Source organism: Acidovorax sp. GW821-FHT10A04 (assembly GCF_059415825.1).
This window is the reverse complement of sequence record NZ_JBWKNZ010000001.1, coordinates 205,315-229,801: the sequence shown is the minus strand read 5'-3', so window position 1 is coordinate 229,801 and position 24,487 is coordinate 205,315. Positions and strand designations below refer to the sequence as shown.

Annotated in this window: 21 protein-coding genes; all 21 read left to right on the top strand. The window is 62.7% G+C overall.

The features are described from left to right. Window positions 1-94 precede the first annotated feature (94 nt). The 21 genes from AC07PF_RS01135 to AC07PF_RS01035 all read left to right on the top strand — a co-directional run bounded on the left by AC07PF_RS01135 (window position 95) and on the right by AC07PF_RS01035 (window position 24,462). A complete protein-coding gene (locus tag AC07PF_RS01135; protein WP_007855788.1) occupies window positions 95-1,174 on the top strand; it encodes a pilus assembly protein PilM in 1,080 nt (359 codons plus the stop codon). Then, the gene (locus AC07PF_RS01130) at window positions 1,171-1,779 is read left to right on the top strand and encodes a PilN domain-containing protein (RefSeq protein WP_494610573.1); all 609 of its coding nucleotides are present in this window, start codon (window positions 1,171-1,173) and stop codon (window positions 1,777-1,779) included. Before AC07PF_RS01135 ends, AC07PF_RS01130 begins: the two co-directional genes overlap by 4 nt. Window positions 1,780-1,784: 5 nt before the next feature. Continuing rightward, window positions 1,785-2,483 carry a type IV pilus inner membrane component PilO gene (locus AC07PF_RS01125; protein ID WP_494610572.1) on the top strand — a complete coding sequence of 233 codons (699 nt, stop codon included), beginning with the start codon at window positions 1,785-1,787 and terminating at the stop codon, window positions 2,481-2,483. Next, the gene (locus tag AC07PF_RS01120) at window positions 2,480-3,025 is read left to right on the top strand and encodes a pilus assembly protein PilP (RefSeq protein ID WP_494610571.1); all 546 of its coding nucleotides are present in this window, start codon (window positions 2,480-2,482) and stop codon (window positions 3,023-3,025) included. Before AC07PF_RS01125 ends, AC07PF_RS01120 begins: the two co-directional genes overlap by 4 nt. After that, complete coding sequence (locus tag AC07PF_RS01115) at window positions 3,022-5,163, top strand: type IV pilus secretin PilQ (protein WP_494610570.1); 2,142 nt, start codon at window positions 3,022-3,024, stop codon at window positions 5,161-5,163. Before AC07PF_RS01120 ends, AC07PF_RS01115 begins: the two co-directional genes overlap by 4 nt. A gap of 22 nt (window positions 5,164-5,185) precedes the next feature. Continuing rightward, the gene (locus tag AC07PF_RS01110; RefSeq protein ID WP_494610569.1) at window positions 5,186-6,709 is read left to right on the top strand and encodes an Ig domain-containing protein; all 1,524 of its coding nucleotides are present in this window, start codon (window positions 5,186-5,188) and stop codon (window positions 6,707-6,709) included. Between the two features lie 168 nt (window positions 6,710-6,877). After that, window positions 6,878-8,032 (top strand): 3-dehydroquinate synthase, encoded by a 1,155-nt coding sequence (aroB, locus tag AC07PF_RS01105; protein ID WP_494610568.1) that lies wholly within the window; start codon window positions 6,878-6,880, stop codon window positions 8,030-8,032. A gap of 151 nt (window positions 8,033-8,183) precedes the next feature. Beyond that, entirely contained in the window at window positions 8,184-9,356 is a 1,173-nt protein-coding gene (locus AC07PF_RS01100; protein ID WP_494610567.1) for a deoxyguanosinetriphosphate triphosphohydrolase, read from the top strand. Between the two features lie 108 nt (window positions 9,357-9,464). Further along, window positions 9,465-10,130, top strand: a complete 666-nt coding sequence (locus tag AC07PF_RS01095) for a DUF1415 domain-containing protein (RefSeq protein WP_494610566.1) — start codon at window positions 9,465-9,467, stop codon at window positions 10,128-10,130. Further along, complete coding sequence (locus tag AC07PF_RS01090) at window positions 10,127-11,074, top strand: class I SAM-dependent methyltransferase (RefSeq protein WP_494610565.1); 948 nt, start codon at window positions 10,127-10,129, stop codon at window positions 11,072-11,074. The genes AC07PF_RS01095 and AC07PF_RS01090 overlap by 4 nt, the downstream gene beginning before the upstream one ends. A gap of 101 nt (window positions 11,075-11,175) precedes the next feature. Further along, entirely contained in the window at window positions 11,176-11,883 is a 708-nt protein-coding gene (locus AC07PF_RS01085) for an REP-associated tyrosine transposase (RefSeq protein WP_494610564.1), read from the top strand. Between the two features lie 183 nt (window positions 11,884-12,066). Beyond that, window positions 12,067-16,803: a glutamate synthase-related protein gene (locus tag AC07PF_RS01080; protein WP_494610563.1), complete on the top strand. Its 4,737-nt coding sequence runs from the start codon at window positions 12,067-12,069 to the stop codon at window positions 16,801-16,803. A 53-nt stretch (window positions 16,804-16,856) separates the two neighbouring features. After that, complete coding sequence (locus AC07PF_RS01075) at window positions 16,857-18,335, top strand: glutamate synthase subunit beta (RefSeq protein WP_145694533.1); 1,479 nt, start codon at window positions 16,857-16,859, stop codon at window positions 18,333-18,335. Between the two features lie 311 nt (window positions 18,336-18,646). Next, complete coding sequence (locus AC07PF_RS01070; RefSeq protein WP_145694531.1) at window positions 18,647-19,465, top strand: ABC transporter ATP-binding protein; 819 nt, start codon at window positions 18,647-18,649, stop codon at window positions 19,463-19,465. Further along, on the top strand, window positions 19,462-20,244 hold the full coding sequence (gene mlaE, locus AC07PF_RS01065) for a lipid asymmetry maintenance ABC transporter permease subunit MlaE (protein ID WP_007855767.1): 783 nt from the start codon (window positions 19,462-19,464) through the stop codon (window positions 20,242-20,244). Before AC07PF_RS01070 ends, mlaE begins: the two co-directional genes overlap by 4 nt. A 39-nt stretch (window positions 20,245-20,283) precedes the next feature. Next, window positions 20,284-20,772 carry an outer membrane lipid asymmetry maintenance protein MlaD gene (gene mlaD, locus AC07PF_RS01060; RefSeq protein WP_007855766.1) on the top strand — a complete coding sequence of 163 codons (489 nt, stop codon included), beginning with the start codon at window positions 20,284-20,286 and terminating at the stop codon, window positions 20,770-20,772. Then, window positions 20,769-21,599: an MlaA family lipoprotein gene (locus tag AC07PF_RS01055; protein ID WP_494610562.1), complete on the top strand. Its 831-nt coding sequence runs from the start codon at window positions 20,769-20,771 to the stop codon at window positions 21,597-21,599. Before mlaD ends, AC07PF_RS01055 begins: the two co-directional genes overlap by 4 nt. A 149-nt stretch (window positions 21,600-21,748) precedes the next feature. Next, the gene (locus AC07PF_RS01050) at window positions 21,749-22,393 is read left to right on the top strand and encodes an MlaC/ttg2D family ABC transporter substrate-binding protein (protein WP_035203968.1); all 645 of its coding nucleotides are present in this window, start codon (window positions 21,749-21,751) and stop codon (window positions 22,391-22,393) included. 22 nt (window positions 22,394-22,415) lie between these two features. Next, on the top strand, window positions 22,416-22,685 hold the full coding sequence (locus tag AC07PF_RS01045) for an STAS domain-containing protein (RefSeq protein ID WP_035203965.1): 270 nt from the start codon (window positions 22,416-22,418) through the stop codon (window positions 22,683-22,685). A gap of 68 nt (window positions 22,686-22,753) precedes the next feature. Further along, window positions 22,754-23,710, top strand: a complete 957-nt coding sequence (locus AC07PF_RS01040; protein WP_494610561.1) for an ABC transporter ATP-binding protein — start codon at window positions 22,754-22,756, stop codon at window positions 23,708-23,710. Then, window positions 23,707-24,462, top strand: coding sequence for an ABC transporter permease (locus tag AC07PF_RS01035; protein WP_007855757.1), 756 nt, complete (start codon window positions 23,707-23,709; stop codon window positions 24,460-24,462). Before AC07PF_RS01040 ends, AC07PF_RS01035 begins: the two co-directional genes overlap by 4 nt. Window positions 24,463-24,487: the final 25 nt, after the last annotated feature.

Here is a 24,487-nt window from a genome sequence, read left to right as displayed (position 1 = left end):
GAAAATTCTTTGCCGGTGAACTACCTTACTGATAGCATTCATGTGAAGTGTTAAGTTTTGTTGCGTCATTTTGACAAGTTACAGGGGACCAATCTTGATCTCAACGGGATCTTTGTTCAGTCGCCAGGCTGCGCCTCTGCTGGGTATCGACATCAGCTCATCCAGCGTCAAGTTGGTCGAGTTGGGGCGGGACAAGGCGGGAGGCCTGGTCCTTGAGCGCTGCGCCATCGAGCCGCTGGAACGCGGCTGGATCACCGATGGCAATATCGAAAAGTTCGACGAAGTGGCGGAAGCCCTGCGTCGCCTCGTCAAGAAAAGCGGCACCCGCACCAAAAATGTGGCGCTGGCTTTGCCGCCTTCTGCGGTGATCACCAAAAAGATCACGTTGCCCGGCGGCATGACCGAGCAGGAGCTCGAAGTCCAGGTCGAGTCTGAAGCAAATCAGTACATTCCTTTCTCTCTGGACGAGGTGAGCCTGGACTTTTGTGTCATAGGCCCCAGCAAGAGTTCCCCGGGTGATGTGGAAGTGTTGATTGCCGCATCCCGCAAGGAAAAGGTGCAGGACCGCCAGGGCCTCGCAGAAGCTGCCGGTCTGAAGCCGGTGGTGGTAGATATTGAGTCCAATGCCTCGCGCCTCGCCGCAGGCCGTTTGATCGAGGCATTGCCCAACAAGGGTGTAGATGCCCTGGTGGCATTGTTCGAGGTGGGCGCCGTGACCACCAGTATGCAGGTCATCCGAAATGAGGAAGTGGTCTATGACCGCGACCAGGCATTTGGTGGCGCGCAACTGACCCAGCTGATTGTTCGGCAGTATGGTTTCTCGGTGGAAGAGGCCGAGAACAAGAAGCGCAGTGGCGATCTGCCCGAGGATTACCAGGCGGCGGTGCTGCGTCCTTTTGTGGACAACATGGCCCAGGAAATCGGACGGGCGCTGCAATTCTTCTTTACCAGCACGCCCCACAACCGCATCGATCACATCGTCTTGGCGGGCGGTTCGGCCCCGCTGCCAGGGTTGACGGAAGCAGTCACCCAGCAGACAGGCTTTGCCTGCAGCCTGGCCAATCCCTTTGACGGCATGGAAATTGGCAACTCGGTGCGGCTCAAGAAGATGGTGCGCGAAGCGCCTTCCTACCTGACATCGTGCGGCCTTGCCATGCGGAGGTTTCTGCAGTGATCTTGATTAACTTACTTCCCCACCGGGAAGCCGCCAGAAAACGCCGCCGCGAAGGATTTCAGGCGACGATGGTGGCCTCTGCCATTGTCGGCCTGCTGGTTGCCGGCCTCATCTATTGGGTGTTGCAAACATTGATTGCAGACCAGCAAGCCAAGAATGGGGTCCTCAAGACTGAAATTCAAATGCTTGAAGGTCAGATCAAGGAAATTGCGAATATCGAAGAGGAAATTGCTGCACTGCGTGCGCGTCAGAAGGCCGTGGAGGATCTGCAGGCTGATCGCAACCTGCCTGTTCACTTGTTGACGGAGTTGGTCAAGCAGCTGCCTGACGGCGTGTATGTGACCAATCTGAAGCAGACCAACCAGTCGATCGAAATCAAGGGGGTTGCGCAATCCAATGAGCGTATTTCGGAGATGCTGCGCAACCTGTCCAACAACACGCCATGGTTGTCCAAGCCTGAACTGGTGGAGATCGTGGCAAGCAACGTGGCGCTATCACCACGGGACACCCGGCGCGTAGCGACGTTCAACCTTCGCTTCCAATTGGTGAAATCCAGCGAAGCGCGCAAGTCGATGGAAACAGCGGCAAGCTCTGCTAAAGGCTGATGACCATGGCAAAAAACAAAGTCCAAAAAGTCAACGTATCTGAGCAGTTTGCGAGCCTGCAGCGCCAGTTCACCAACCTGGATACCAAAGATCCTTCTTTGTGGCCTCCGCTTCCTCGGTATATCCTGTGCCTGTTCATCGCGATTGCGGTAGCGGCTGCACTCTGGTTTGTCAAACTGACGGATTATGAGGCGGAGCTGCAGACGGAAAAGGCAACGGAGTTGTCGCTGCGCGAAGACTATAAAAAGAAGCTCCAAAAGGCGGTGAGCCTGGATGCCTTGAAGAAACAGCGCGAGCAGGTTCAGCAATACGTCATTCAGCTAGAAAAGCAGCTGCCGAGCAAAGCGGAAATGGCAGCGCTTCTTTCAGATATCAACCAGTCCGGCCTGGGGCGAAGCCTGCAGTTCGAGCTCTTCCGGCCGGGCCAGGTTGTGGTGCGCGAGTACTATGCTGAATTGCCCATTGCAGTCCGGGTGACGGGGCGTTATCACGACATGGGGGCATTTGCCTCGGATATCGCACACTTGTCGCGTATCGTTACGTTGAACGATGTGGCGATTGCTGCGCCGCAAGGCAAGGACAAAGAGCGTGATATAGCCAATGGGGTTCTCACGATGGACGCCACAGCGAGGACTTTCCGGTATCTAGACACTGAGGAAATCCAAGCGCAGCGCAAAACTGCAGCGAAGGGGGCTGCAAAATGAGAGCTCAAAAAAGCATTTTGTTGCTTACCTGTATTACGCTGCTGAGCGGTTGTGTGGCCTCTGGCGAGGACGAGGTGCGGCAGTGGATCAGTGAAGAGCGTGCGCAGGCCAAGCCACGCGTGACTCCTATTTCAGAGCCTAAGCAATTCAAGCCTGAGGCCTATGCGGTGGACGCGCAGCTGGAGCCATTCAATCCTTTGAAGCTGACTCAGGCTTTGCGCAGGGATTCCGCGCAACTCGCTTCCAATGCCGCTCTGATCGCGCCAGAAATGGCACGCCGCAAAGAGCCTTTGGAAGCGTATCCGTTGGACACCATCAAGATGGTAGGAAGCCTGCAGAAGAAGGGGCAGCCCGCGGCTTTGGTCACGGCTGACAAGCTGCTTTACCAAGTCGTGGTAGGTCAGTACCTTGGGCAGAGCTATGGACGTATCACATCCATCAATGAAACAGCCATCCAACTGCGTGAGATCGTGCAGGACGCGACGGGCGATTGGATTGAACGCACGACGTCGCTTGAGTTGCAAGAAGGGGTAAAAAAATGAAGCAGAACAGTTTCGGAATGATGCGATTTTTCAATCGGGGTGTACTTCTTGCGACGTCGGTTGCAGCGTCTTCGCTGGCATGGGCGCAGGGCTCCATTGAAAATATCTCTGGTGCCATGCAAGGCGGAGTCGAGATTGTCCGGATTGATTTCTCGGAACCAGTGGTTAACTTGCCAACTGGTTTCGTGGTTCAGTCGCCGGCCAGGATTGCACTTGACTTTCCGGAGACAACCAGTTCTCTGGGGAAGTCAACGGTACAGATCAACCAGGGGAATATCCGCTCTGCCAATCTTGTCCAGTCCGCGGGACGGTCCAGGGTGGTTCTCAATCTGAAGCAGGCATCCTCGTACCGCACAGAGCTTCAAGGCAAATCGGTATTGGTGTATCTGGATCCATCCGTTTCCGCGGTGGCTGCTCAGAATCCCCAGCCTGCAACCTTTGCTCAAAGCTCGAATGCTGATGTCGTTGCCCTCAAGGATGTTGACTTTCGCCGTGGAGCTGACGGATCGGGGCGCGTCATTGTCACCTTGGCCAATAACCAAGTTGGCGTTGATTTGCGGCCAGTGGGCAAGGGATTGACGGTTGATTTCTTGAAATCCTCCCTTTCCGAAGGGTTGCGTCGCCGTTTGGATGTCGCAGACTTCGGAACGCCGGTACAAATTATCTCGACCACCCAGCAGGGCGAACGTGTTCGAATGGTGATTGAGCCCGTCGGGGAGTGGGAGCACAGCGCCTACCAGAGTGATAACCAGTTCGTGGTGGAGGTTCGCCAGAAGAAGGTCGATCTCACCAAGCTGACACAGGGACCTGGCTACAGTGGCGAAAAGCTGTCGCTGAATTTCCAGAACATTGAAGTGCGCTCATTGCTTCAAGTGATTGCCGACTTCACTAATTTCAACATTGTCACTTCTGACACGGTTACGGGGGCGTTGACTCTTCGTCTGAAGGACGTTCCATGGGATCAGGCACTGCAGATCATCATGGATGCAAAGGGTCTTGGGATGCGCAAGAATGGCTCTGTCCTTTGGATTGCGCCTAAAGACGAGATCGACGACAGAACCAAGAAGGATTTTGAAGCGGCAATGGCGATTCAGAAGCTGGAGCCTTTGCGGACCCAGGCCTTTCAAATGAATTACGCCAAGGCTGTGGACATGGTGACCCAACTGTCAACCAGTGCAGGTGGTGGTGGTAGCGGTACAACGAATCGATTTTTGAGTGAGCGAGGTAGCGCGATTGCAGAGCCTCGTACCAATCAACTGTTTGTAACGGATACTGCAAGCAAGCTGGAGGAAGTGCGTCAACTTCTTTCCACTCTGGATGTTGCGGTTCGTCAGGTCATGATTGAAGCGCGGATCGTGGAGGCATCCGATACATTTGGACGCTCCCTTGGTGTCCGACTCGGGGCCACAGACCTGCGCGCTTCGCGCGGTGGTGATGGAGGATATTCTCTGGGAGGGAGTGGTAACAGAATTGGTTTTGGGACCAGCTATGGCAATGTGGTGGCATCCACATCGGCCGGCGGGACCATTAATACCAATGGTAATTTTGTAAATATGCCGGCGACAGCCATTGGTGGCTACGATCCATCGAGTTTTGCAATTTCCATCTTCAACTCGGCGGCTAACAGATTCTTGAATCTTGAAATATCTGCCTTGGAGGCCGATGGCAAAGGTAAGATCGTTTCCAGTCCTAGGGTTGTAACGGCCGATCAAACAAAGGCGTCCATTGAGCAAGGTACGGAATTTCCTTATCCCGTAACGGCTCCAAATGGCGGCACGGTCATTGCGTTCAAGAAGGCTGTTCTCAAGCTGGAAGTGCTTCCTCAGATCACTCCTGAAGGAAATATCATTCTTGACTTGGATGTCAACAAGGATAGCCCTGGCGAAGTTCTGAACAATGTGCGTGCAATCAATACCAAACACATCAAGACGCAAGTATTGGTGGAGAATGGTGGAACGGTTGTAATCGGTGGCATATTTGAATTGTTTGAAGATAATTCGGAAACCAAAGTGCCATTGCTTGGGGATATACCTGGTGTCGGGAATTTGTTCAAAACCCGCACAAAATCGGCAAACAAGCAAGAAATGCTGATTTTTATTACACCTAAGGTTATTACCGATCGTTCGGCGTTCCGTTGAGTTTTTTGAAATGGGAAAGACAATGAAAAAATTATGGAATAGTTTGCTCCTCGCGTCCGCTGCGATGTTGGCTGCATGCGGCGGCGGTGGAGGCAGTGGCGGTGAATCGGCACAGCAGTACCGCATTACGCTGAGTACTGCGAAGTCTCAGCTACCGATCAATATCGCAAACCAGCCTGCAAGCCTGGGCGCATTCGCGCCATATACCACAACATTGTATGTGGATGCACGGGTGGGCTCCAATCCGATCCCGGGTGGATCCGAAATCTTCGGCTGCGCTATCGTGCAAGGCTTGGATTCTGGTGCGCTTTATTATCTCGATGGAGATGATGAGCATGAAGCTGATGATGGAACTCCATTGGCATATCGTTCCATTACGCTGGATGCCAATTCTGGTGGTGCCTCCTTCCACTTCAACGCAGGCAACCAGGCTGGCACTGCCCGTGTGGTGTGTTCTGTGACCGACCCCCGGGATGGAAAACAATATAGCGCCAGTGTGGATATTCTCGTGGGTGCGGCAACAGGCAAGGTTGCTAGCGTCGTCGGAAAGGCTGAGGCCCCGTTTGGTCTGCTCTCGCGGGATGCCATCACTCAGCCGCCAGTAAGTGGCCAAGTGATCTTCCGTAACAACCTTGGCATCCAGGCATTCATCATGGACGATGCCAACCAGCCTATCCCGGCTCCTTCTGCTCCTAATCTGCAGGTCAGCATCCGACCAATGGGGGCGGCCGCAGTGGGTGCACGCTTGCTGCAAGGCAACCAGTCGGGTAGCGTGTTGCAAGTGCGCACCATTGGTGGTGTAGGCTTGTTCTCGCTGAGCAGCGGGCCCAATACTGGTGCCATCGTGCTGGAGTACGTTACCGACCGTTTTGACAATGACGTGACCAATGGCATCCAGGATCCTGTGACATCCCTTCACGCAGTGCCTGTTGCCAACAACTTTGCGACAGCGCCTCTGGCCTTTGGTACCTTGACCACCGGCACCCTGACCGTTGGTATTCCTTACGCTGCGGTGTTTTCTGCTCAGGGTGGGATTGCGCCTTACACGTGGTCTGCCATCAATTTGCCGGGCGGCCTGGCCATTACGGCTGACGGCATTGTGACCGGTGTGCCCTCGGGTCCAGCCGCTGCTTACAACGCTGTCCTCACGGTGGTGGATGCTGTGGGTGCGAAGATATCGACCAACGTGAACTTTACCGTGGCTGAGTTCGATGGTCCGGTGGTACCCAATCCCCTTTCCGTGAATGGTTGCGTGAGCAATGGCACGACCACCTGCTCGCTGCCCACCGCGAACGTGGGAGAGGCCTACCTGTACAGCCTGTCTGTCTCGGGTGGCAATTCGACCCAACCGGTGACGTGGACCTATGCTCCTACCCCACTGCCGGCAGGTCTGCGGGGTGGTAGCACGGGCAACAGCGGTGTGATCAGCGGCACCCCTACCGCCTCCTGCAACGCCCGATTCCTGGTAACGGCGACCCGTGGCACTGCGACAGTGACCCAGCAGGTGTCTGTGCAGATCGGTGCCAACACGGCGGCTTGCCCATGATGTGAGCCTCCGGGGCAGTCGATTGGATGCGGGGTTTTGCATCTGCCGATTGCTCAGGCCAAAGAGCAAAAAAACCCCGTGGGTCCTGGACCCACGGGGTTTTTTTTCGGGGCTTGCGCCGGTCCTCTCCTGGCGGTCGCGCGGGCATTCTGCGTAAACTAGCGGCCTATGTCTGAAACAGCAGTTGATCCGGCCCCAGTCTCGCTATCCGCCTTCTCCGCCGTTACGGCGTCGCACAGGGTGCCTATCGATCTGGGTGACCGCAGTTACGGCATCGAGATCGGCGCTGGCCTTCTGGGCCATCTCGCCGAAGGCCTGGATCTACCAGGCGGCACATCGGCGCTGGTGGTCACCAACAACACCGTGGGCCCGCTGTACGGGGCTGCTGTGATCGAAGCGCTGCGCAAACGCTACCCGGTCGTGCACAGGGTGACCTTGCCCGACGGCGAGGAATTCAAAGGCTGGGAAACATTGCAGTTGATCTTCGACGCCCTGCTGACAAATGGCTGCGACCGCAAGGCCGTGCTGTTCGCGCTGGGTGGTGGCGTGATCGGCGACATGACCGGCTTTGCCGCCGCGACCTACATGCGCGGCGTTCCCTTCGTGCAAATTCCCACGACCTTGCTGGCCCAGGTGGATTCCTCGGTGGGAGGCAAGACGGCCATCAACCACCCGCTGGGCAAGAACATGGTCGGCGCGTTCTACCAGCCCCGGCTGGTGGTTTGCGACCTGGCCACGCTCGACACCCTGAGTGCGCGCGAGATGAGCGCCGGGCTCGCGGAAGTGCTCAAGTACGGCCCCATTGCCGACATGGAGTTCATGCACTGGCTGGAATCCTCCGTCGACGCATTGCGTGCCCGTGACCGGAGGGCGCTGGCCCATGCCGTGCGGCGCAGCTGTGAGATCAAGGCCTGGGTGGTGAGCCAGGACGAGCGCGAAGGCGGTCTGCGGGCCATCCTGAATTTCGGCCATACCTTTGGCCATGCCATCGAAGCAGGCATGGGCTACGGCGTGTGGCTGCATGGCGAAGGCGTGGGGGCAGGGATGGTGATGGCCGCCGAGTTGTCGCGCCGTCTGGGCTTGGTGGACGATGCTTTCGTGCGGCGCCTGATGTCCTTGATCGAATGCGCGGGGCTGCCCACAAAAGGGCCCGTCATCGATGCAGCCGACAATGCCGGCCGCTACCTGGAGCTCATGCGCATCGACAAGAAGTCCGAGGCGGGCGAGATCCGCTTCGTGCTGATCGACGGCCCTGGCAAGGCCATCGTCCGTGCGGCGCCCGATGCATTGGTGCGCGAAGTGATCGATGCCTGCTGCGCTTAGCGCATGCAGGGCGGGCGGGTTCGTGGGATGAGATGGGATGGCTGGCAGACAGGCTGTGCCTGTCGATCGTCTCAGCCTTGCCAGGCGCTGGTCACCGTTCGCGGCCACAATGAGGCCCTCCTGTTGACGAACGAGCACTGCGAGCCTGTTGTTGAACCCTAGATCCGACCTTGCCGTCTACGCCAGCCACCCTGCATCCAGCAGGGGGCGGCGCCACCCCGAAGTGCCGGCACCGACCCGCTCGGAATACCAGCGCGACCGTGATCGCATCGTGCACTCCACGGCGTTCCGCCGGCTGGTCTACAAGACCCAGGTCTTCCTCAACCACGAAGGCGACCTGTTCCGCACACGCCTGACCCATTCGCTCGAAGTCGCGCAACTGGGGCGGTCGATCGCGCGCTCGCTGCGCATCGATGAAGACCTGGTCGAAGCCATTTCGCTGGCCCACGACCTGGGCCACACGCCTTTTGGCCATGCGGGGCAGGACGCGTTGCACGGCTGCATGGCCGACCATGGCGGTTTTGAGCACAACCTGCAGAGCCTGCGGGTCGTGGACCAGTTGGAGGAGCGATACCCCCAGTATGACGGCCTCAACCTGACTTTCGAGACACGCGAAGGCATCCTCAAGCATTGCTCGCGCGCCCACGCGCAGCAGCTCGAAGAGGCCGAACCCGGCGGCGTGGGCGCGCGCTTTCTGCGCCGCGAGCAGCCCAGCCTGGAGGCCCAGCTGTGCAACCTGGCCGACGAGATTGCCTACAACGCCCACGATATCGATGACGGGGTGCGCTCCGGTCTCATCACCCTGGCCCAACTGGGCGAGGTCCCCCTGTTCGACCAGTACCGCCACGCGGCCCAGGCAGCGCATCCCCATCTGGGCGAGACCGCCATGCACCGCCGCCTGCTGTTCGAAGCCATCCGACTCATGCTCAGTGCCCAGGTGTACGATGTGATCGATGCCACCTCGGCGGCGCTGGCTCGGGTGGCACCGGGCAGCGCCGATGCGGTGCGGCGCTCCGAGCCCCTGGTAATGTTCAGCGATGCCATGCGGGAGCAGTCCTTGGTGCTCAAACGCTTCCTGTTCAAGAACCTGTACCGCCATTCCCAGGTCATGGAAACCACCGGGCGAGCGCAGCAGATCGTGCGGGATCTGTTTGCCGCCTACCTGCAGGCACCACAGGAGATGAAACCTGCCTTTGCGCAGCAAGCCAGTGCTGGAGACAGCACGGTCAAGGCGCGTGCGATTGCCGATTTCATCGCGGGCATGACCGACCGCTTCGCCGCGCGCGAGCACGAACGTCTGACGGGCCAGCGCCTGCTTGACTGAGGAACAACGGCGACCGCCGCTGGCTTTCGGCTGCAAGGCACCGCCAAAGACCGGGTTGGGGCCCGCCCGCTAAAATGGCAGGCCACCCCACGCGCCCAGCGCCTTTGCATGAACTCCCCCTCTTTCGCGGCCTCGCCATCGACCGAAGCCCCTCCGTCCCTTGCCTTGCAACCTGCCATCCGGGACACGGTCCAGTGGCTGGAACGCGCCGTCATCGGCCTGAACCTGTGCCCGTTTGCCAAGGGGGTCCATGCCAAGGGGCAGATCCACTATGCCGTGAGCCAGGCGCAGGATGCGCAGCAACTGCTGGCCGATCTGCGTGGGGAGCTCCTGGCCCTGGCGGGTCTGGCGGCTGCCGTGCGCGACACCACCCTGCTGGTTGTGCCGACGCCGCTGCTGGCGGACTTCCTGGACTTCAACGACTTTCTGGGCGAGGCGGAGGACCTGCTCGAAGAGCTCGAGCTGGACGGTGTGCTGCAGATCGCCAGCTTCCACCCGCAATTCCAGTTTGCCGGCACGCGCGCTGACGACGTGACCAACTGCACCAACCGCTCCCCCTACCCCACACTGCACCTGCTGCGCGAAGAGAGCATCGACCGTGCCGTGGAAGTTTTCCCCGAGGCGGAAACCATTTACGAGCGCAACATCGAGGTGCTCGAGCAGCTCGGTCTGCCGGGGTGGGAGGCATTGCACGTCGGCCCCAGTTGTGCTGCCGCGACTGCTGTAGCAGCAGTGCCGGATGTGTCGACCACCGCGACCGGAGGTAAGGCATGAACGCGCCCCGCAACAAGCAGGGCGCCAAGCCCACGGGCAAGGGCGCTTCTGGCTCGCCAGTGGATCCTGTGCTGTCCGAGCTGCGCCCTGGCCAGTCGCTCGAGCTGCTGCAGGAGCTGCACATCCTCACGCGCGATGGCCGGCTCAACCAGGATTCGCGGCGCAAGCTCAAGCAGGTGTACCACCTGTTCAACTTCATCGAACCCCTGCTCGCAGAGCTGTCGGCCGACGGGCACAGCCCCAGTCTGGCCGACCATGGGGCAGGCAAGTCCTACCTGGGCTTCATCCTCTACGACCTGTATTTCAAGGCGCTCTCGCGTGGCCATATCTATGGCATCGAGACGCGCAGCGAGTTGGTGGACAAGTCGCGGGCACTGGCCCAGCGGCTTGGCTTCGGGCGCATGTCCTTCCTGAACCTGTCGGTGGCCGAATCCGCCGATGCCGCCGAACTGCCCGTGCAGATCGACCTCGTCACCGCGCTGCACGCCTGCGATACCGCCACTGACGACGCCATTGCCTTCGGCCTGCAAAAGCGGGCCCGGGCCATGGTCCTGGTGCCCTGCTGTCAGGCCGAGATGGCTGCCTGCCTGCGCCAGGGCAAGGCATTGCAACTGTCGCGCACGCCACTGGCCGAGTTGTGGCGCCACCCCCTGCACACACGCGAGCTGGGCAGCCAGGTCACCAACGTACTGCGCTGCCTGTACCTGGAAGCCAGCGGCTACCAGGTCACGGTGACCGAGCTTGTTGGCTGGGAGCACAGCATGAAGAACGAGCTCATCATCGCGCGCTACACAGGCCAGAAGAAGCGCAGCGCCGCCGAGCGCCTGCGGGCCATCCTGCGCGAGATGGGGTTGGAGCAGGCGATGGCGGCGCGCTTCGGCCTGCAGCCCGTGGCGGTGCTCGGGGCAGAGGCCGACAGCAGCGCCGAAACTGCGGTGCCTTAGATCCCTTGGCGGGTGCCCGTGGGTGGCGGGCAGCGTATCGAATGAAAATGGGGACAGGTATATCATGCCCCTCCCACCCCATCTGATCACCTGCCTTCGCCATGGCCCGCCTGCCTCGACTCACACTGCCCGGCTTCCCCCACCATGTGATCCAGCGCGGCAACAACCGCCAGGCGATCTTCCTGGACCGGGCCGATTTCGAGGCCATGCTCGCACTGCTGGATGAAAACGCCCGCAAGTTCCAGGTGGCCCTGCATGCCTATGTGCTCATGGACAACCATTTTCATCTGCTGGCCACCCCGTCCACCGACGACGGCCTGCCGCAGATGATGCAGTCCATAGGCCGCAGCTACGTGCGCTACTTCAACCAGCGCCATGGCCGCACAGGCACTCTGTGGGAGGGGCGCTACCGCTCCACCGTGATCGATGCCGAGCGCTACCTGCTGGCCTGCATGGTCTACATCGACCTCAACCCCGTGCGCGCCGGCATCGCCCAGCGACCGGCCGACTACCCCTGGTCCAGCCATGGCCATTGGCTCGGTCTGCGCACCGACAGGCTGCTCACCACCCACGGGCTTTACTGGGCGTTGGGCAACACCCCCTTTGCACGCGAGGCAGCCTATGCTGCGCTCGTGCAATCGGGCTTGGGGGAGAAACAGCTCCAGGCCCTCACGCAATCCGCGCTGAGTGGCTGGGCCCTGGGTGAGCCCGATTTCGTGGCCGGGCTGCAGAAACTCACACCCCGCAGGGTGACCAAGGCCAAGCCGGGCCGGCCCCCTGTGTCTGCAGCTTCCGAAGAAGAAGTCTGAGGAAGAGCGGAGGGCGACGGCACTGTGGACGCCCCATTTCACCCACTTTGATATGTCCCTAATTAAATCCGACTTTTTCAGTTGGTTAATTTAAATAGAATCTGACCCCAATTAATATGCTTGCCTTGCATGTTGCAATGCACTAATCTTGCACTCCCTGCGAAAATTCATGAGGAGTGCGCCATGACCACGGCTGCCGAGATACAGCATCTCCAACAACACGGTTTGTATTCATCGTCCAACGAACACGACGCCTGCGGCCTCGGTTTCGTCGCCCACATCAAGGGCGTCAAGCGCCACGACATCGTGACGCAGGCCTTGAAGATCCTGGAGAACATCGACCACCGTGGTGCCGTGGGTGCCGACAAGCTCATGGGCGACGGTGCGGGCATCCTGATCCAGATCCCCGACGCGCTGTACCGCGAAGAAATGGCCAAGCTGGGCGTCACGCTGCCTGCCGCCGGTGAATACGGCGTGGGCATGATCTTCCTGCCCAAGGAGCACGCCTCCCGCCTGGCTTGCGAGCAGGAGATGGAGCGCGCCATCAAGGCCGAAGGCCAGGTGCTGCTCGGCTGGCGCGATGTGCCGGTGAACGTCGACATGCCAATGTCGCCCACCGTGCGCAAGAAGGAGCCCATCCTGCGCCAAGTCTTCATCGGTCGCGGCAACGACGTGATCGTGCAGGACGCGCTGGAACGCAAGCTCTACGTGATCCGCAAGACGGCCAGCGCCGCCATCCAGAACCTCAAGCTCAAGCACAGCAAGGAATACTACGTTCCCAGCATGTCCAGCCGCACCGTGGTCTACAAGGGCCTGCTGCTGGCCGACCAGGTGGGCACCTACTACATGGACCTGCAGGACGAGCGCTGCGTCTCGGCCATCGGCCTGGTGCACCAGCGTTTCTCGACCAACACCTTCCCCGAGTGGCCCTTGGCCCACCCCTACCGCTACGTGGCGCACAACGGTGAAATCAACACCGTCAAGGGCAACTACAACTGGATGAAGGCGCGCGAGGGCGTGATGGCTTCGCCCGTGCTTGCGGCCGACCTGCACAAGCTCTATCCCATCAGCTTCGCCGACCAGTCCGACACCGCCACGTTCGACAACTGCCTCGAGCTGCTGACCATGGCCGGGTACCCCATCAGCCAGGCCGTGATGATGATGATCCCCGAGCCCTGGGAGCAGCACACCACCATGGACGAGCGCCGCCGCGCCTTCTATGAATACCATGCCGCGATGATGGAGCCCTGGGACGGCCCGGCCTCCATCGTCTTCACCGATGGCCGCCAGATCGGCGCCACGCTGGACCGCAACGGCCTGCGCCCTTCGCGCTACTGCATCACCGACGATGATCTGGTCGTCATGGCCTCGGAATCGGGCGTGCTGCCCATCCCCGAGAACAAGATCGTGCGCAAGTGGCGCCTGCAGCCCGGCAAGATGTTCCTCATCGACCTGGAACAGGGCCGCATGATCGACGACGAGGAGCTCAAGGCCAACGTCGTCAACACCAAGCCCTACAAGCAGTGGATCGAGAACCTGCGCATCAAGCTCGACAGCATCGACGCTGCCGCGGACGCGCCCGTGGCCCAGGCTGCCACACTGCCATTGCTCGACCGCCAGCAGGCCTTCGGCTACACGCAGGAAGACATCAAGTTTCTGATGGCCCCCATGGCCAAGAACGGCGAGGAGGGCATCGGCTCCATGGGCAACGACAGCCCGCTGGCCGTGCTCTCGGGCAAGAACAAGCCGCTGTTCAACTACTTCAAGCAGCTGTTCGCCCAGGTGACCAACCCGCCGATCGACCCGATCCGCGAGGCCATCGTGATGTCGCTCAACAGCTTCATCGGCCCCAAGCCGAACCTGCTGGACATCAACCAGGTCAACCCGCCGATGCGGCTCGAAGTGAGCCAGCCCGTGCTCGACTTCGCCGACATGGCCAAGCTGCGCGACATCGAGAAGTACACGCAAGGCAAGTTCAAGAGCGCCACCATCGACATCACCTACCCGCTGGACTGGGGCCGTGAGGGCGTGGAAGCCAAGCTCGCCTCGCTGTGCGCACAGGCGGTCGACGCCATCAAGGGCGGCGCCAACATCCTGATCGTCAGCGACCGCGCCGTGAGCGCCACGCAGGTGGCCATCCCCGCATTGCTGGCCCTGTCGGCCATCCACCAGCACCTGGTGGGCGCGGGCCTGCGCACCACGGCCGGCCTGGTGGTCGAGACCGGCACCGCGCGCGAAGTGCACCACTTCGCCGTGCTGGGCGGCTACGGCGCCGAAGCCGTGCACCCCTACCTCGCGATGGAAACCCTGACCGAGATGCACAAGGACATGCCCGGCGACCTTTCGCCGGACAAGGCCATCTACAACTACGTCAAGGCCATCGGCAAGGGCCTGTCGAAGATCATGTCCAAGATGGGCGTGAGCACCTACATGAGCTACTGCGGTGCACAGCTGTTCGAGGCCATCGGCCTGAACACCGACACCGTGGGCAAGTACTTCACCGGCACCGCCAGCCGCGTGGAAGGCATCGGCGTGTTCGAGATCGCCGAGGAAGCCATCCGCATGCACAAGGCCGCCTTCGGCGATGACCCCGTGCTCGAAACCATGCTCGACGCCGGCGGCGAATACGCCTGGCGCGCCCGTGGCGAAGAGCACATGTGGAGCCCCGACGCGATCGCCAAGCTGCAGCATTCCACGCGTGCCAACAACTGGAACACGTACAAGGAATACGCGCAGATCATCAACGACCAGAGCAAGCGCCACATGACGCTGCGCGGCCTGTTCGAGTTCAAGATCGATCCTGCCAAGGCCATCCCCGTGGACGAGGTCGAGCCCGCCAAAGAGATCGTCAAGCGCTTCGCCACCGGCGCCATGTCGCTGGGCTCCATCTCCACCGAAGCCCATGCCACGCTGGCCGTGGCCATGAACCGCATCGGCGGCAAGAGCAACACCGGCGAGGGCGGTGAGGACGCTGCGCGCTACCGCAACGAACTCAAGGGCATCCCGATCAAGCAGGGCGATTCGCTCAAGAGCGTGATCGGCGCCGAGAACGTCGAGGTCGACCTGCCCTTGCAGGACGGCGACTCCCTGCGCAGCCGCATCAAGCAGGTGGCCTCGGGCCGCTTCGGCGTCACGGCCGAGTACCTGTCCTCGGCCGACCAGATCCAGATCAAGATGGCGCAGGGCGCCAAGCCCGGCGAAGGCGGTCAGCTGCCTGGTGGCAAGGTCTCCAACTACATCGGCAAGCTGCGCCACAGCGTGCCCGGCGTGGGCCTGATCTCGCCCCCGCCGCACCATGACATCTACTCCATCGAAGACCTGGCCCAGCTGATCCACGACCTGAAGAACGTGGCGCCGCATGCCAGCATCAGCACCAAGCTGGTGTCCGAAGTCGGCGTGGGCACCATTGCCGCGGGCGTCACCAAGTGCAAGAGCGATCACATCGTGATCGCCGGCCATGACGGCGGTACGGGCGCATCGCCCTGGTCGTCGATCAAGCACGCGGGCGGTCCCTGGGAGATCGGCCTGGCCGAAACCCAGCAGACCCTGGTGCTCAACCGCCTGCGCGGCCGCGTGCGCGTGCAGGCCGACGGCCAGATGAAGACCGGCCGCGACGTCGCCATCGGCGCGCTGCTGGGTGCCGACGAATTCGGCTTCGCCACGGCGCCGCTGGTCGTCGAAGGCTGCATCATGATGCGCAAGTGCCACCTGAACACCTGCCCGGTGGGTGTGGCCACGCAGGATCCTGCGCTGCGCGCCAAGTTCTCGGGCAAGCCCGAGCACGTGGTCAACTACTTCTTCTTCATCGCCGAAGAAGTGCGCCAGATCATGGCCCAACTGGGCATCCGCAAGTTCGACGACCTGATCGGTCGCTCCGACCTGCTCGACACGCGTTCCGGCATCGCCCACTGGAAGGCCCGTGGCCTCGATTTCGGCCGCCTGTTCGCCCAGCCCAACGTGCCCGCCGACGTGCCACGCTTCCATGTGGACGTGCAGGACCACAACATCGAGCACACGCTGGACCGCAAGCTCATCGAGCGCAGCCGCCCTGCCATCGACAAGGGCGAGCGCGTGCAGTTCATCGAGGTGGCGCGCAACGTCAACCGCTCCGTGGGCGCCATGCTCTCGGGTGCGGTCACGCGTGCCCATCCCGAGGGCCTGCCGGATGACAGCATCCGTATCCAGCTCGAAGGCACGGGCGGCCAGTCCTTCGGCGCCTTCCTCACGCGCGGCATCACGCTGTACCTGATCGGCGACGCCAACGACTACACCGGCAAGGGCCTGTCGGGCGGGCGCGTCATCGTGCGCCCCAGCATCGACTTCCGTGGCGACTCGGTGCGCAACACCATCGTCGGCAACACGGTGATGTACGGCGCCACCACGGGCGAAGCCTTCTTCAGTGGCGTGGCCGGCGAACGCTTCGCCGTGCGCCTGTCGGGTGCCACGGCCGTCGTCGAAGGCACGGGCGACCATGGCTGCGAATACATGACCGGCGGCACCGTGATGGTGCTGGGCAAGACCGGCCGCAACTTCGCTGCCGGCATGAGCGGCGGCGTGGCCTACGTCTACGACGAGGACGGGCAGTTCGACACGCGCTGCAACATGTCCATGGTCACGCTCGAGCGCATCCTTCCGTCGTCCGAGCAGGAAGCCACGGTGCCACGCGCCATCTGGCATGGCGGCCAGACCGACGAAGCCCAGCTCAAGAAGCTGCTGGAAGACCACAACCGCTGGACGGGCAGCAAGCGCGCGCGCGAACTGCTCGACAACTGGGCGGCATCGCGCAGCAAGTTCGTCAAGGTCTTCCCGACCGAGTACAAGCGCGCGCTGGCCGAGATTTATGAACGCAAGGTGCTCGAGGAGCCTGCCACCCCCGCGGTGGCACCGGCCTCCAAGAACGTGGCCGTGCCCGCCAAGTAAGGCGCGGCCCCACCGAACACCCGCACAGCATTCATAGACAAGGACACGCAATCATGGGAAAGACCACCGGCTTCATGGAGTACGAGCGCATCGAAGAGGGCTACAAGCCCGTCGGCGAGCGCCTGAAGCACTACAAGGAATTCGTCATCGGGCTCGATGAGTCCCAGGCCAAGGTACAGGGCGCGCGCTGCATGGACTGCGGCACGCCGTTCTGCAACAGCGGTTGCCCGGTGAACAACATCATTCCGGACTTCAACGACCTGGTCTACCAGGCCGACTGGAAGAGCGCCATTGCCGTGCTGCACAGCACGAACAACTTCCCCGAATTCACCGGCCGCATCTGCCCCGCGCCCTGCGAGGCGGCCTGCGTGCTCAACGTGAACGATGACGCCGTGGGCATCAAGTCCATCGAGCACGCGATCATCGACCGCGCCTGGGAAGAGGGCTGGGTCAAGCCCCTGCCGTCCAAGCACAAGACCGGCAAGAAGGTCGCCGTGATCGGTGCCGGCCCGGCCGGCATGGCTGCGGCCCAGCAGCTGGCGCGCGTCGGCCACGAGGTGACCCTGTTCGAGAAGAACGACCGCATCGGTGGCCTGCTGCGCTACGGCATCCCCGACTTCAAGATGGAGAAGTCGCACATCGACCGCCGTGCCGAGCAGCTCAAGGCCGAAGGCGTCACCATCCGCACCAGCGTCTTCGTCGGCGCGGCCAAGGACGGCCTGGGCAAGGGCTCCAAGGTCACCAACTGGGCCAAGGAGACCATCACCCCCGAGCAGTTGCAGGCCGAGTTCGACGCCGTGCTGCTCACCGGCGGTGCCGAGCAGAGCCGCGACCTGCCGGTGCCCGGCCGCGACCTCGATGGCATCCACTTCGCCATGGAGTTCCTGCCCCAGCAGAACAAGGTCAACGCCGGCGACAAGCTCAAGAACCAGCTGCGCGCCGACGGCAAGCACGTCATCGTCATCGGTGGCGGCGACACCGGCAGCGACTGCGTGGGCACCAGCAACCGCCACGGCGCGGTCAGCGTCACCCAGTTCGAGCTGATGCCCCAGCCTCCCGAAGTCGAAAACCGCCCCATGACCTGGCCCTACTGGCCGATCAAGCTGCGCACCAGCTCCAGCCACGAAGAGGGCTGCGAGCGCGAGTTCGCCATCTCCACCAAGGAGTTCATTGGCGAGAAGGGCAAGGTCACCGGCCTCAAGACCGTGCGCGTGGAGTGGAAGGACGGCAAGATGGTTGAAGTCCCGGGCTCCGAGAAGATCCTCAAGGCCGACCTGGTGCTGCTGGCCATGGGCTTCGTGAGCCCCGTCGCCGCCGTGCTCGAAGCCTTCGGCGTCGAGAAGGATGCCCGCGGCAACGCCCGTGCCACCACCGAGTTCGATGGCGGCTATGCCACCAGCGCCCCCAAGGTGTTTGCTGCCGGCGACATCCGCCGTGGCCAGTCCCTGGTGGTCTGGGCGATCCGCGAAGGCCGCCAGGCTGCGCGCTCGGTCGACGAGTTCCTCATGGGCTACTCGGACCTGCCGCGCTGATTGCTGGCAGGCCAATGGCTGAGAGCGGCGCCCGAGCGGCGCCGTTTTTCATGGCGCGTGCAGGAGGAGACACCGGGAAAAAACCGTTGCGCACGCGCGACGCCGGATGTAGGCACAATTGGAAGCAATGTCCCTCCGGGAATACCAGACACTGGCATACCGGACACCGCCTGCAACGCCGTATGGGAAAAATGCAAACATACATGTATGTATGTTTGTTGATTCGGCTACCATCGCAGCTGTCTTGCGCGCATGGCTTGCCTTGCGTGTGGACAACCGTTTTCTGATACCTGCCCCTCTGTTCCTCATTGATGCCCGAGCCTTCGCCCTTTGCCGAACTGCGCAACGTCACCTTCTCCTATGGTGACCGCGCCATCCTGCGCGATGTGTCGCTGACCGTGCCGCGCGGCAAGGTCACGGCGCTCATGGGGGCCTCGGGCGGGGGCAAGACCACGGTGCTGCGCCTCATCGGCGGGCAGCAGCAGGCCCAGCAGGGTGAGGTGCTGTTCGACGGCCAGAACGTCGGGCGCATGGATGCGACCGCCCTGTACAAGGCGCGCCGGCGCATGGGCATGCTGTTCCAGTTCGGCGCCCTGTTCACCGACCTTGATGTGTTCGAGAACGTGGCGTTTCCGCTGCGCGAGCACACCGACCTGCCGGAGGAACTGGTCCGCGACGTGGTGCTCATGAAGCTCAATGCCGTCGGCCTGCGCGGTGCGCGCGACCTCATGCCCAGCCAGATCTCGGGCGGCATGGCGCGGCGCGTGGCGCTGGCCCGGGCCATTGCGCTCGACCCCGAACTGGTCATGTACGACGAGCCTTTCGCCGGGCTCGACCCGATTTCCCTGGGCACGGCCGCCCAGCTCATCCGCCAGCTCAACGACGCCATGGGGCTCACCAGCATCGTGGTCTCGCACGATCTGGAGGAAACTTTCCGCCTGGCCGACCACGTGATCATCCTGGGTGAGGGCGTGGTCGCCGCGCAGGGCACGCCCGACGAGGTGCGCGCCAGCAAAGACCCCTTGGTGCACCAGTTCGTGCACGCGCTGCCCACCGGGCCCGTGCCCTTCCATTACCCGGGGCCTACGGCAGAGCAGGATTTCGGCCCTGCCGGGGGGATAGGCCTGTGAGCTGGTACAAACCTTCCGACGTGGGCCTGGCCGTGCGCAGCCAGCTCGCGGACATAGGCGCGGCGGCCCACCTGTTCGTGCGCCTGGTGCGCCTGTTCGGGGCCACTTTTCTGCGGCCTTCGCTGGTGCGCGACCAGGTGCACTTCCTGGGCAACTATTCGCTGGCCATCATCGCCGTCTCGGGCCTGTTCGTGGGCTTCGTGCTCGGCCTGCAGGGCTACTACACGCTGCAGCGCTACGGCTCGTCCGAGGCGCTGGGCATGCTGGTGGCGCTGTCGCTGGTGCGCGAGCTCGGGCCCGTGGTCACGGCGCTGCTGTTCGCCGGCCGGGCGGGCACCTCGCTCACGGCCGAGATCGGGCTCATGCGCGCGGGCGAGCAGCTCAGCGCCATGGAGATGATGGCGGTGGACCCCGTGCGCCGCATCCTGGCGCCGCGCTTCTGGGCCGGCGTGATCACCATGCCGCTGCTGGCCGCGGTGTTCAGTGCGGTCGGCGTGATCGGCGGCTGGGTGGTCGGCGTGGTGCTGATCGGCATCGACCCCGGCGCCTTCTGGAGCCAGATGCAGGGCGGGGTGGATGTCTGGAAGGACGTCGGCAACGGTGTTGCCAAGAGCGTTGTCTTTGGCATCACCGTCACCTTCGTGGCGTTGCTGCAGGGCTATTCCGCCAAGCCCACGCCCGAAGGGGTGTCCCGCGCGACCACGCGCACCGTGGTGATGGCCTCGCTGGCAGTGCTGGCGCTGGACTTCCTCCTCACCGCCATGATGTTCAGCATCTGATGCCGGGCTGCCGGCAGACGAAGAAAAGAGACCTTAACGATGCAACGCTCCAAGAATGATGTCTGGGTAGGCCTGTTCGTGATGCTGGGCATCGCGGCACTGGTGTTCCTGGCCCTGCAGTCGGCCAACCTGCTGAGCCTCAATTTCCAGCGTGGCTACCAGCTCACCGCGCGCTTCGACAACATCGGCGGCCTGAAGCCCCAGGCTGCCGTGCGCAGCGCCGGCGTGGTCGTGGGCCGGGTCGAGTCGATCAGCTTCGACGACAAGACCTACCAGGCGCGCGTCACCCTGGCCATGCAGGACCGCTATGCGTTCCCCAAGGACAGTTCGCTCAAGATCCTCACCAGCGGCCTGCTGGGCGAGCAGTACATCGGCATCGAGGCCGGTGGCGACGAGAAGAACCTTGCAGCGGGAGACACGATCACCGCCACGCAGTCCGCCGTGGTGCTCGAAAACCTGATTGGACAATTTCTTTACAGCAAAGCCGAAGACGGCAGTAAGCCCGCAGGGGCAGGTGGCAAAAAATGATGAACAGGATGCAAGCGGGCCCTGCCCGCGACGATGACAACCACGGCGCGAATGGCGCTGCAACGCTGCGCCGCGCCGGCCGCGCGCTGGTGGCCGTACTGGGCCTGGCCCTGCTGGTGGGCTGTGCGAGCGGCCCGCGCAACGATCCGCGCGACCCGCTGGAGCCATACAACCGCGGCGTCACCAAGTTCAACGAACAGGTCGATGCCATCGTGCTCAAGCCCGTGGCCACGGCCTACAAGGAAGTCACGCCCGCTCCCGTGCGCACCGGGGTGAGCAACTTCTTTGCCAATCTGACCGACGTCTGGTCCTTCGTGAACAACGTGCTGCAGTTCCGGCTCGAAGGTGCTGCCTCCAGCTTCATGCGCGTCAACGTGAACACCTTCCTCGGTCTGGGCGGCGTGCTTGACGTGGCCAGCGAGATCGGCATCGACCGCTACCGCCAGGACTTCGGCCTGACGCTGGGCCGCTGGGGCGTGGACACCGGCCCCTACCTGGTCCTGCCCATCCTGGGGCCGTCCACCGTGCGCGATACCTTCGCGCTGCCGGTGGACATGGTGGGCAACCCCGTGCGCTATGTGGACCCGACCTCGGCCCGCAATTCGCTCTACGCCCTGCGCGCGGTGGACGCGCGTGCCAACCTGCTGCGCGCCGGTTCGGTGCTCGACAGCGCGGCGCTCGACAAATACAGCTTCACGCGCGATGTGTTCCTGCAGGTGCGAAGCCAGGCCGGGGCGGCCCCATACGACAAGGACGACAGCGACCGCGACGCCAATGACGGCGTGCTGCCCGAGGAGCCCCCACCGGCAAATACCAAAACTCGCTGAACCGGCGGAGGATTCAAGCTCGGCGGGGTGTTGCACTTGCTTGCAATCCGCTACCGGGCAGAAGCACATGGCAGGCATTGAGCGCCCACAATGAAATCAAGGGTGCCTTGCCCGCCCCCATGAAAGAAGACGAGATGATGACGACGATGATGATAAACCGACGACTCATGGGCCACATGGCCCTGACCCTGGTGGCTGTGACCTCCCTGGGCCTGCCGTTGTCGGCTGCTGCTGCCGACGAAGCCCCCGACGCCCTGATCAAGCGCCTGTCTACCGACGTGCTCAACACGGTCAAGGCCGACAAGTCCATCCAGGGTGGCGACATCTCCAAGGTGATCGCGCTGGTGGACAAGACGGTCATGCCGAACGTGAACTTCCGCCGCATGACCGCCGCCGCCGTGGGGCCGGGCTGGCGGCAGGCCACGCCCGAGCAGCAAAAGCGCCTGCAGGACGAATTCAAGATACTGCTGGTGCGCACCTATGCGGGTGCGCTGGCCCAGGTCAACGACCAGACTATCCTGGTCAAGCCCTTGCGTGCCGATCCGGCCGACAAGGACGTGCTGGTGCGCACCGAGATCGTGGGCCGGGGCGACCCGATCCAGCTCGATTACCGCCTGGAAAAGACCCCGGGCGACGGCGCAGGCTGGAAGATCTACAACCTCAATGTGCTCGGCGTGTGGCTGGTGGAAACGTACAAGGGCCAGTTCGCGCAGGAAATCAACGCCAAGGGCGTGGATGGCCTGATCGCCTCGCTCGAGGCGCGCAACAAGTCCAATGCCGGTACCAAGGGCTGACGCGGGGCCTGCCTCCATGCCCGTGCTGGTCCTTCCGCAGGAGCTGACCCACCGCCAGGCACCGGCGTGCCTGCGCATGCTCCTGCAGGGCCTCAAGGTGCATAAGGAGCCGAGCGTGGTCGTGGACGCCCAGGCGCTGGCGGTGTTCGACACCTCTGCGCTGGCGGTGCTGCTCGAGTGCCGGCGCGAAGCGCTCTCGGACCGCAAGACCTTCGCCGTGCAGGGCCTGCCCGCAGCCTTGAACAGCATGGCTGGCCTGTACGGCGTGGCCGACCTGCTGCCTGCGGCCTGATCCCTTCGGCAGGGGTTCCCGGGGCCGGCACAGCAGGTTTGTGCACCAGGCCTTAAAATCAGCGGCTCATGTCCGCAGTCTCATTCCAAGCCGTTTCCAAGACCTTTGACACCCCCAAAGGCCCATTCCAGGCACTCAACCAGGTCAGCCTGGACATCGAGGAAGGGGAGTTCTTCGGACTGCTCGGCCCCAATGGCGCCGGCAAGACCACCCTCATCAGCATCCTCGCCGGCCTGGCGCGTCCCAGCCATGGCCGTGTGCTGGTGCAGGGCAGCGACGTGCAGGCGGATTTCGCGCAGGCGCGCCGCAAGCTCGGCGTGGTACCGCAGGAGCTGGTCTTCGACCCCTTCTTCAACGTGCGCGAGGCGCTGCGCATCCAGTCCGGTTATTTCGGCGTCAAGAACAACGACGCCTGGATCGACGAACTCCTGCACCACCTGGGCCTCACCGACAAGGCCAACGCCAACATGCGCCAGCTGTCGGGCGGCATGAAGCGCCGCGTGCTCGTCGCCCAGGCGCTGGTGCACAAGCCGCCCATCATCGTGCTCGACGAGCCCACCGCGGGGGTGGACGTGGAGCTGCGCCAGACGCTGTGGCAATTCATCGCCCGCCTGAACAAGGAAGGGCACACCGTGCTGCTCACCACGCACTACCTCGAAGAGGCCGAGGCCCTGTGCAACCGCATCGCCATGCTCAAAACCGGGCAGGTGGTGGCCCTGGCCGATACCAGCGACCTGCTCAAGGCCGCCTCGGGCAACGTGCTGCAGTTCAAGGCCGACGTGGACCTGCCGCCTGCGCTCGCGCGCCTGGCGCGCGTCACCGGGCGCATCGTGCAGATGCCGGCCCATGACGCGCGCGAGATCGAGGAGCATCTGGCCGCCCTGCGCCTGGCCGGCGTCGATGTGCACGACATGGAAATCCGCCGCCCCGACCTGGAGGACGTGTTCCTGCAGGTCATGGCCGGCACCTCCTCGTCCCATCCCCCGCCTGCGCCCACCGCGGCCCCCGTGGAGGTGCGCGCATGACCGGCTGGCAGACCCTGTTCTACAAGGAGGTGCTGCGTTTCTGGAAGGTCAGCTTCCAGACCGTGGCCGCCCCGGTGCTCACCGCCGTGCTGTACCTGCTGATCTTCGGCCATGTCCTCGAAGACCATGTGAAGGTCTACGACCGCATCAGCTACACCGCCTTCCTGGTGCCCGGCCTGGTCATGATGAGCGTGCTGCAGAACGCCTTTGCCAACAGCTCGTCAAGCCTGATCCAGAGCAAGATCATGGGCAGCCTGGTGTTCGTGCTGCTCACGCCCCTGTCGCACTGGGCCTGGTTCGTGGCCTATGTGGGCTCGTCCATCGTGCGCGGGCTGGCCGTGGGGTTGGGGGTGTTCCTCGTCACCATCGCCTTCGCGCGGCCCGAGTTCGCCGCGCCGCTGTGGATCCTGGCCTTCGCCTTCCTGGGGGCCGCGCTGCTGGCCACGCTGGGGCTCATCGCCGGCCTGTGGGCCGACAAGTTCGACCAGATGGCGGCGTTCCAGAACTTCGTGATCGTGCCGATGACCTTCCTGTCCGGCGTGTTCTACTCCATCCAGTCCCTGCCGCCGTTCTGGCAGACCGTGAGCCACCTGAACCCGTTCTTCTACATGATCGATGGCTTTCGCTACGGCTTCTTCGGCCAGAGCGACACCTCGCCCTGGCTCAGCCTGTCCATCGTCGGCGTGGCCTGGCTCGCGGTCAGCTGGCTGGCCGTGCACCTGCTGCGCACGGGCTACAAGATCCGCCATTGACCGATACTGAACCGCCCGGGGGCGG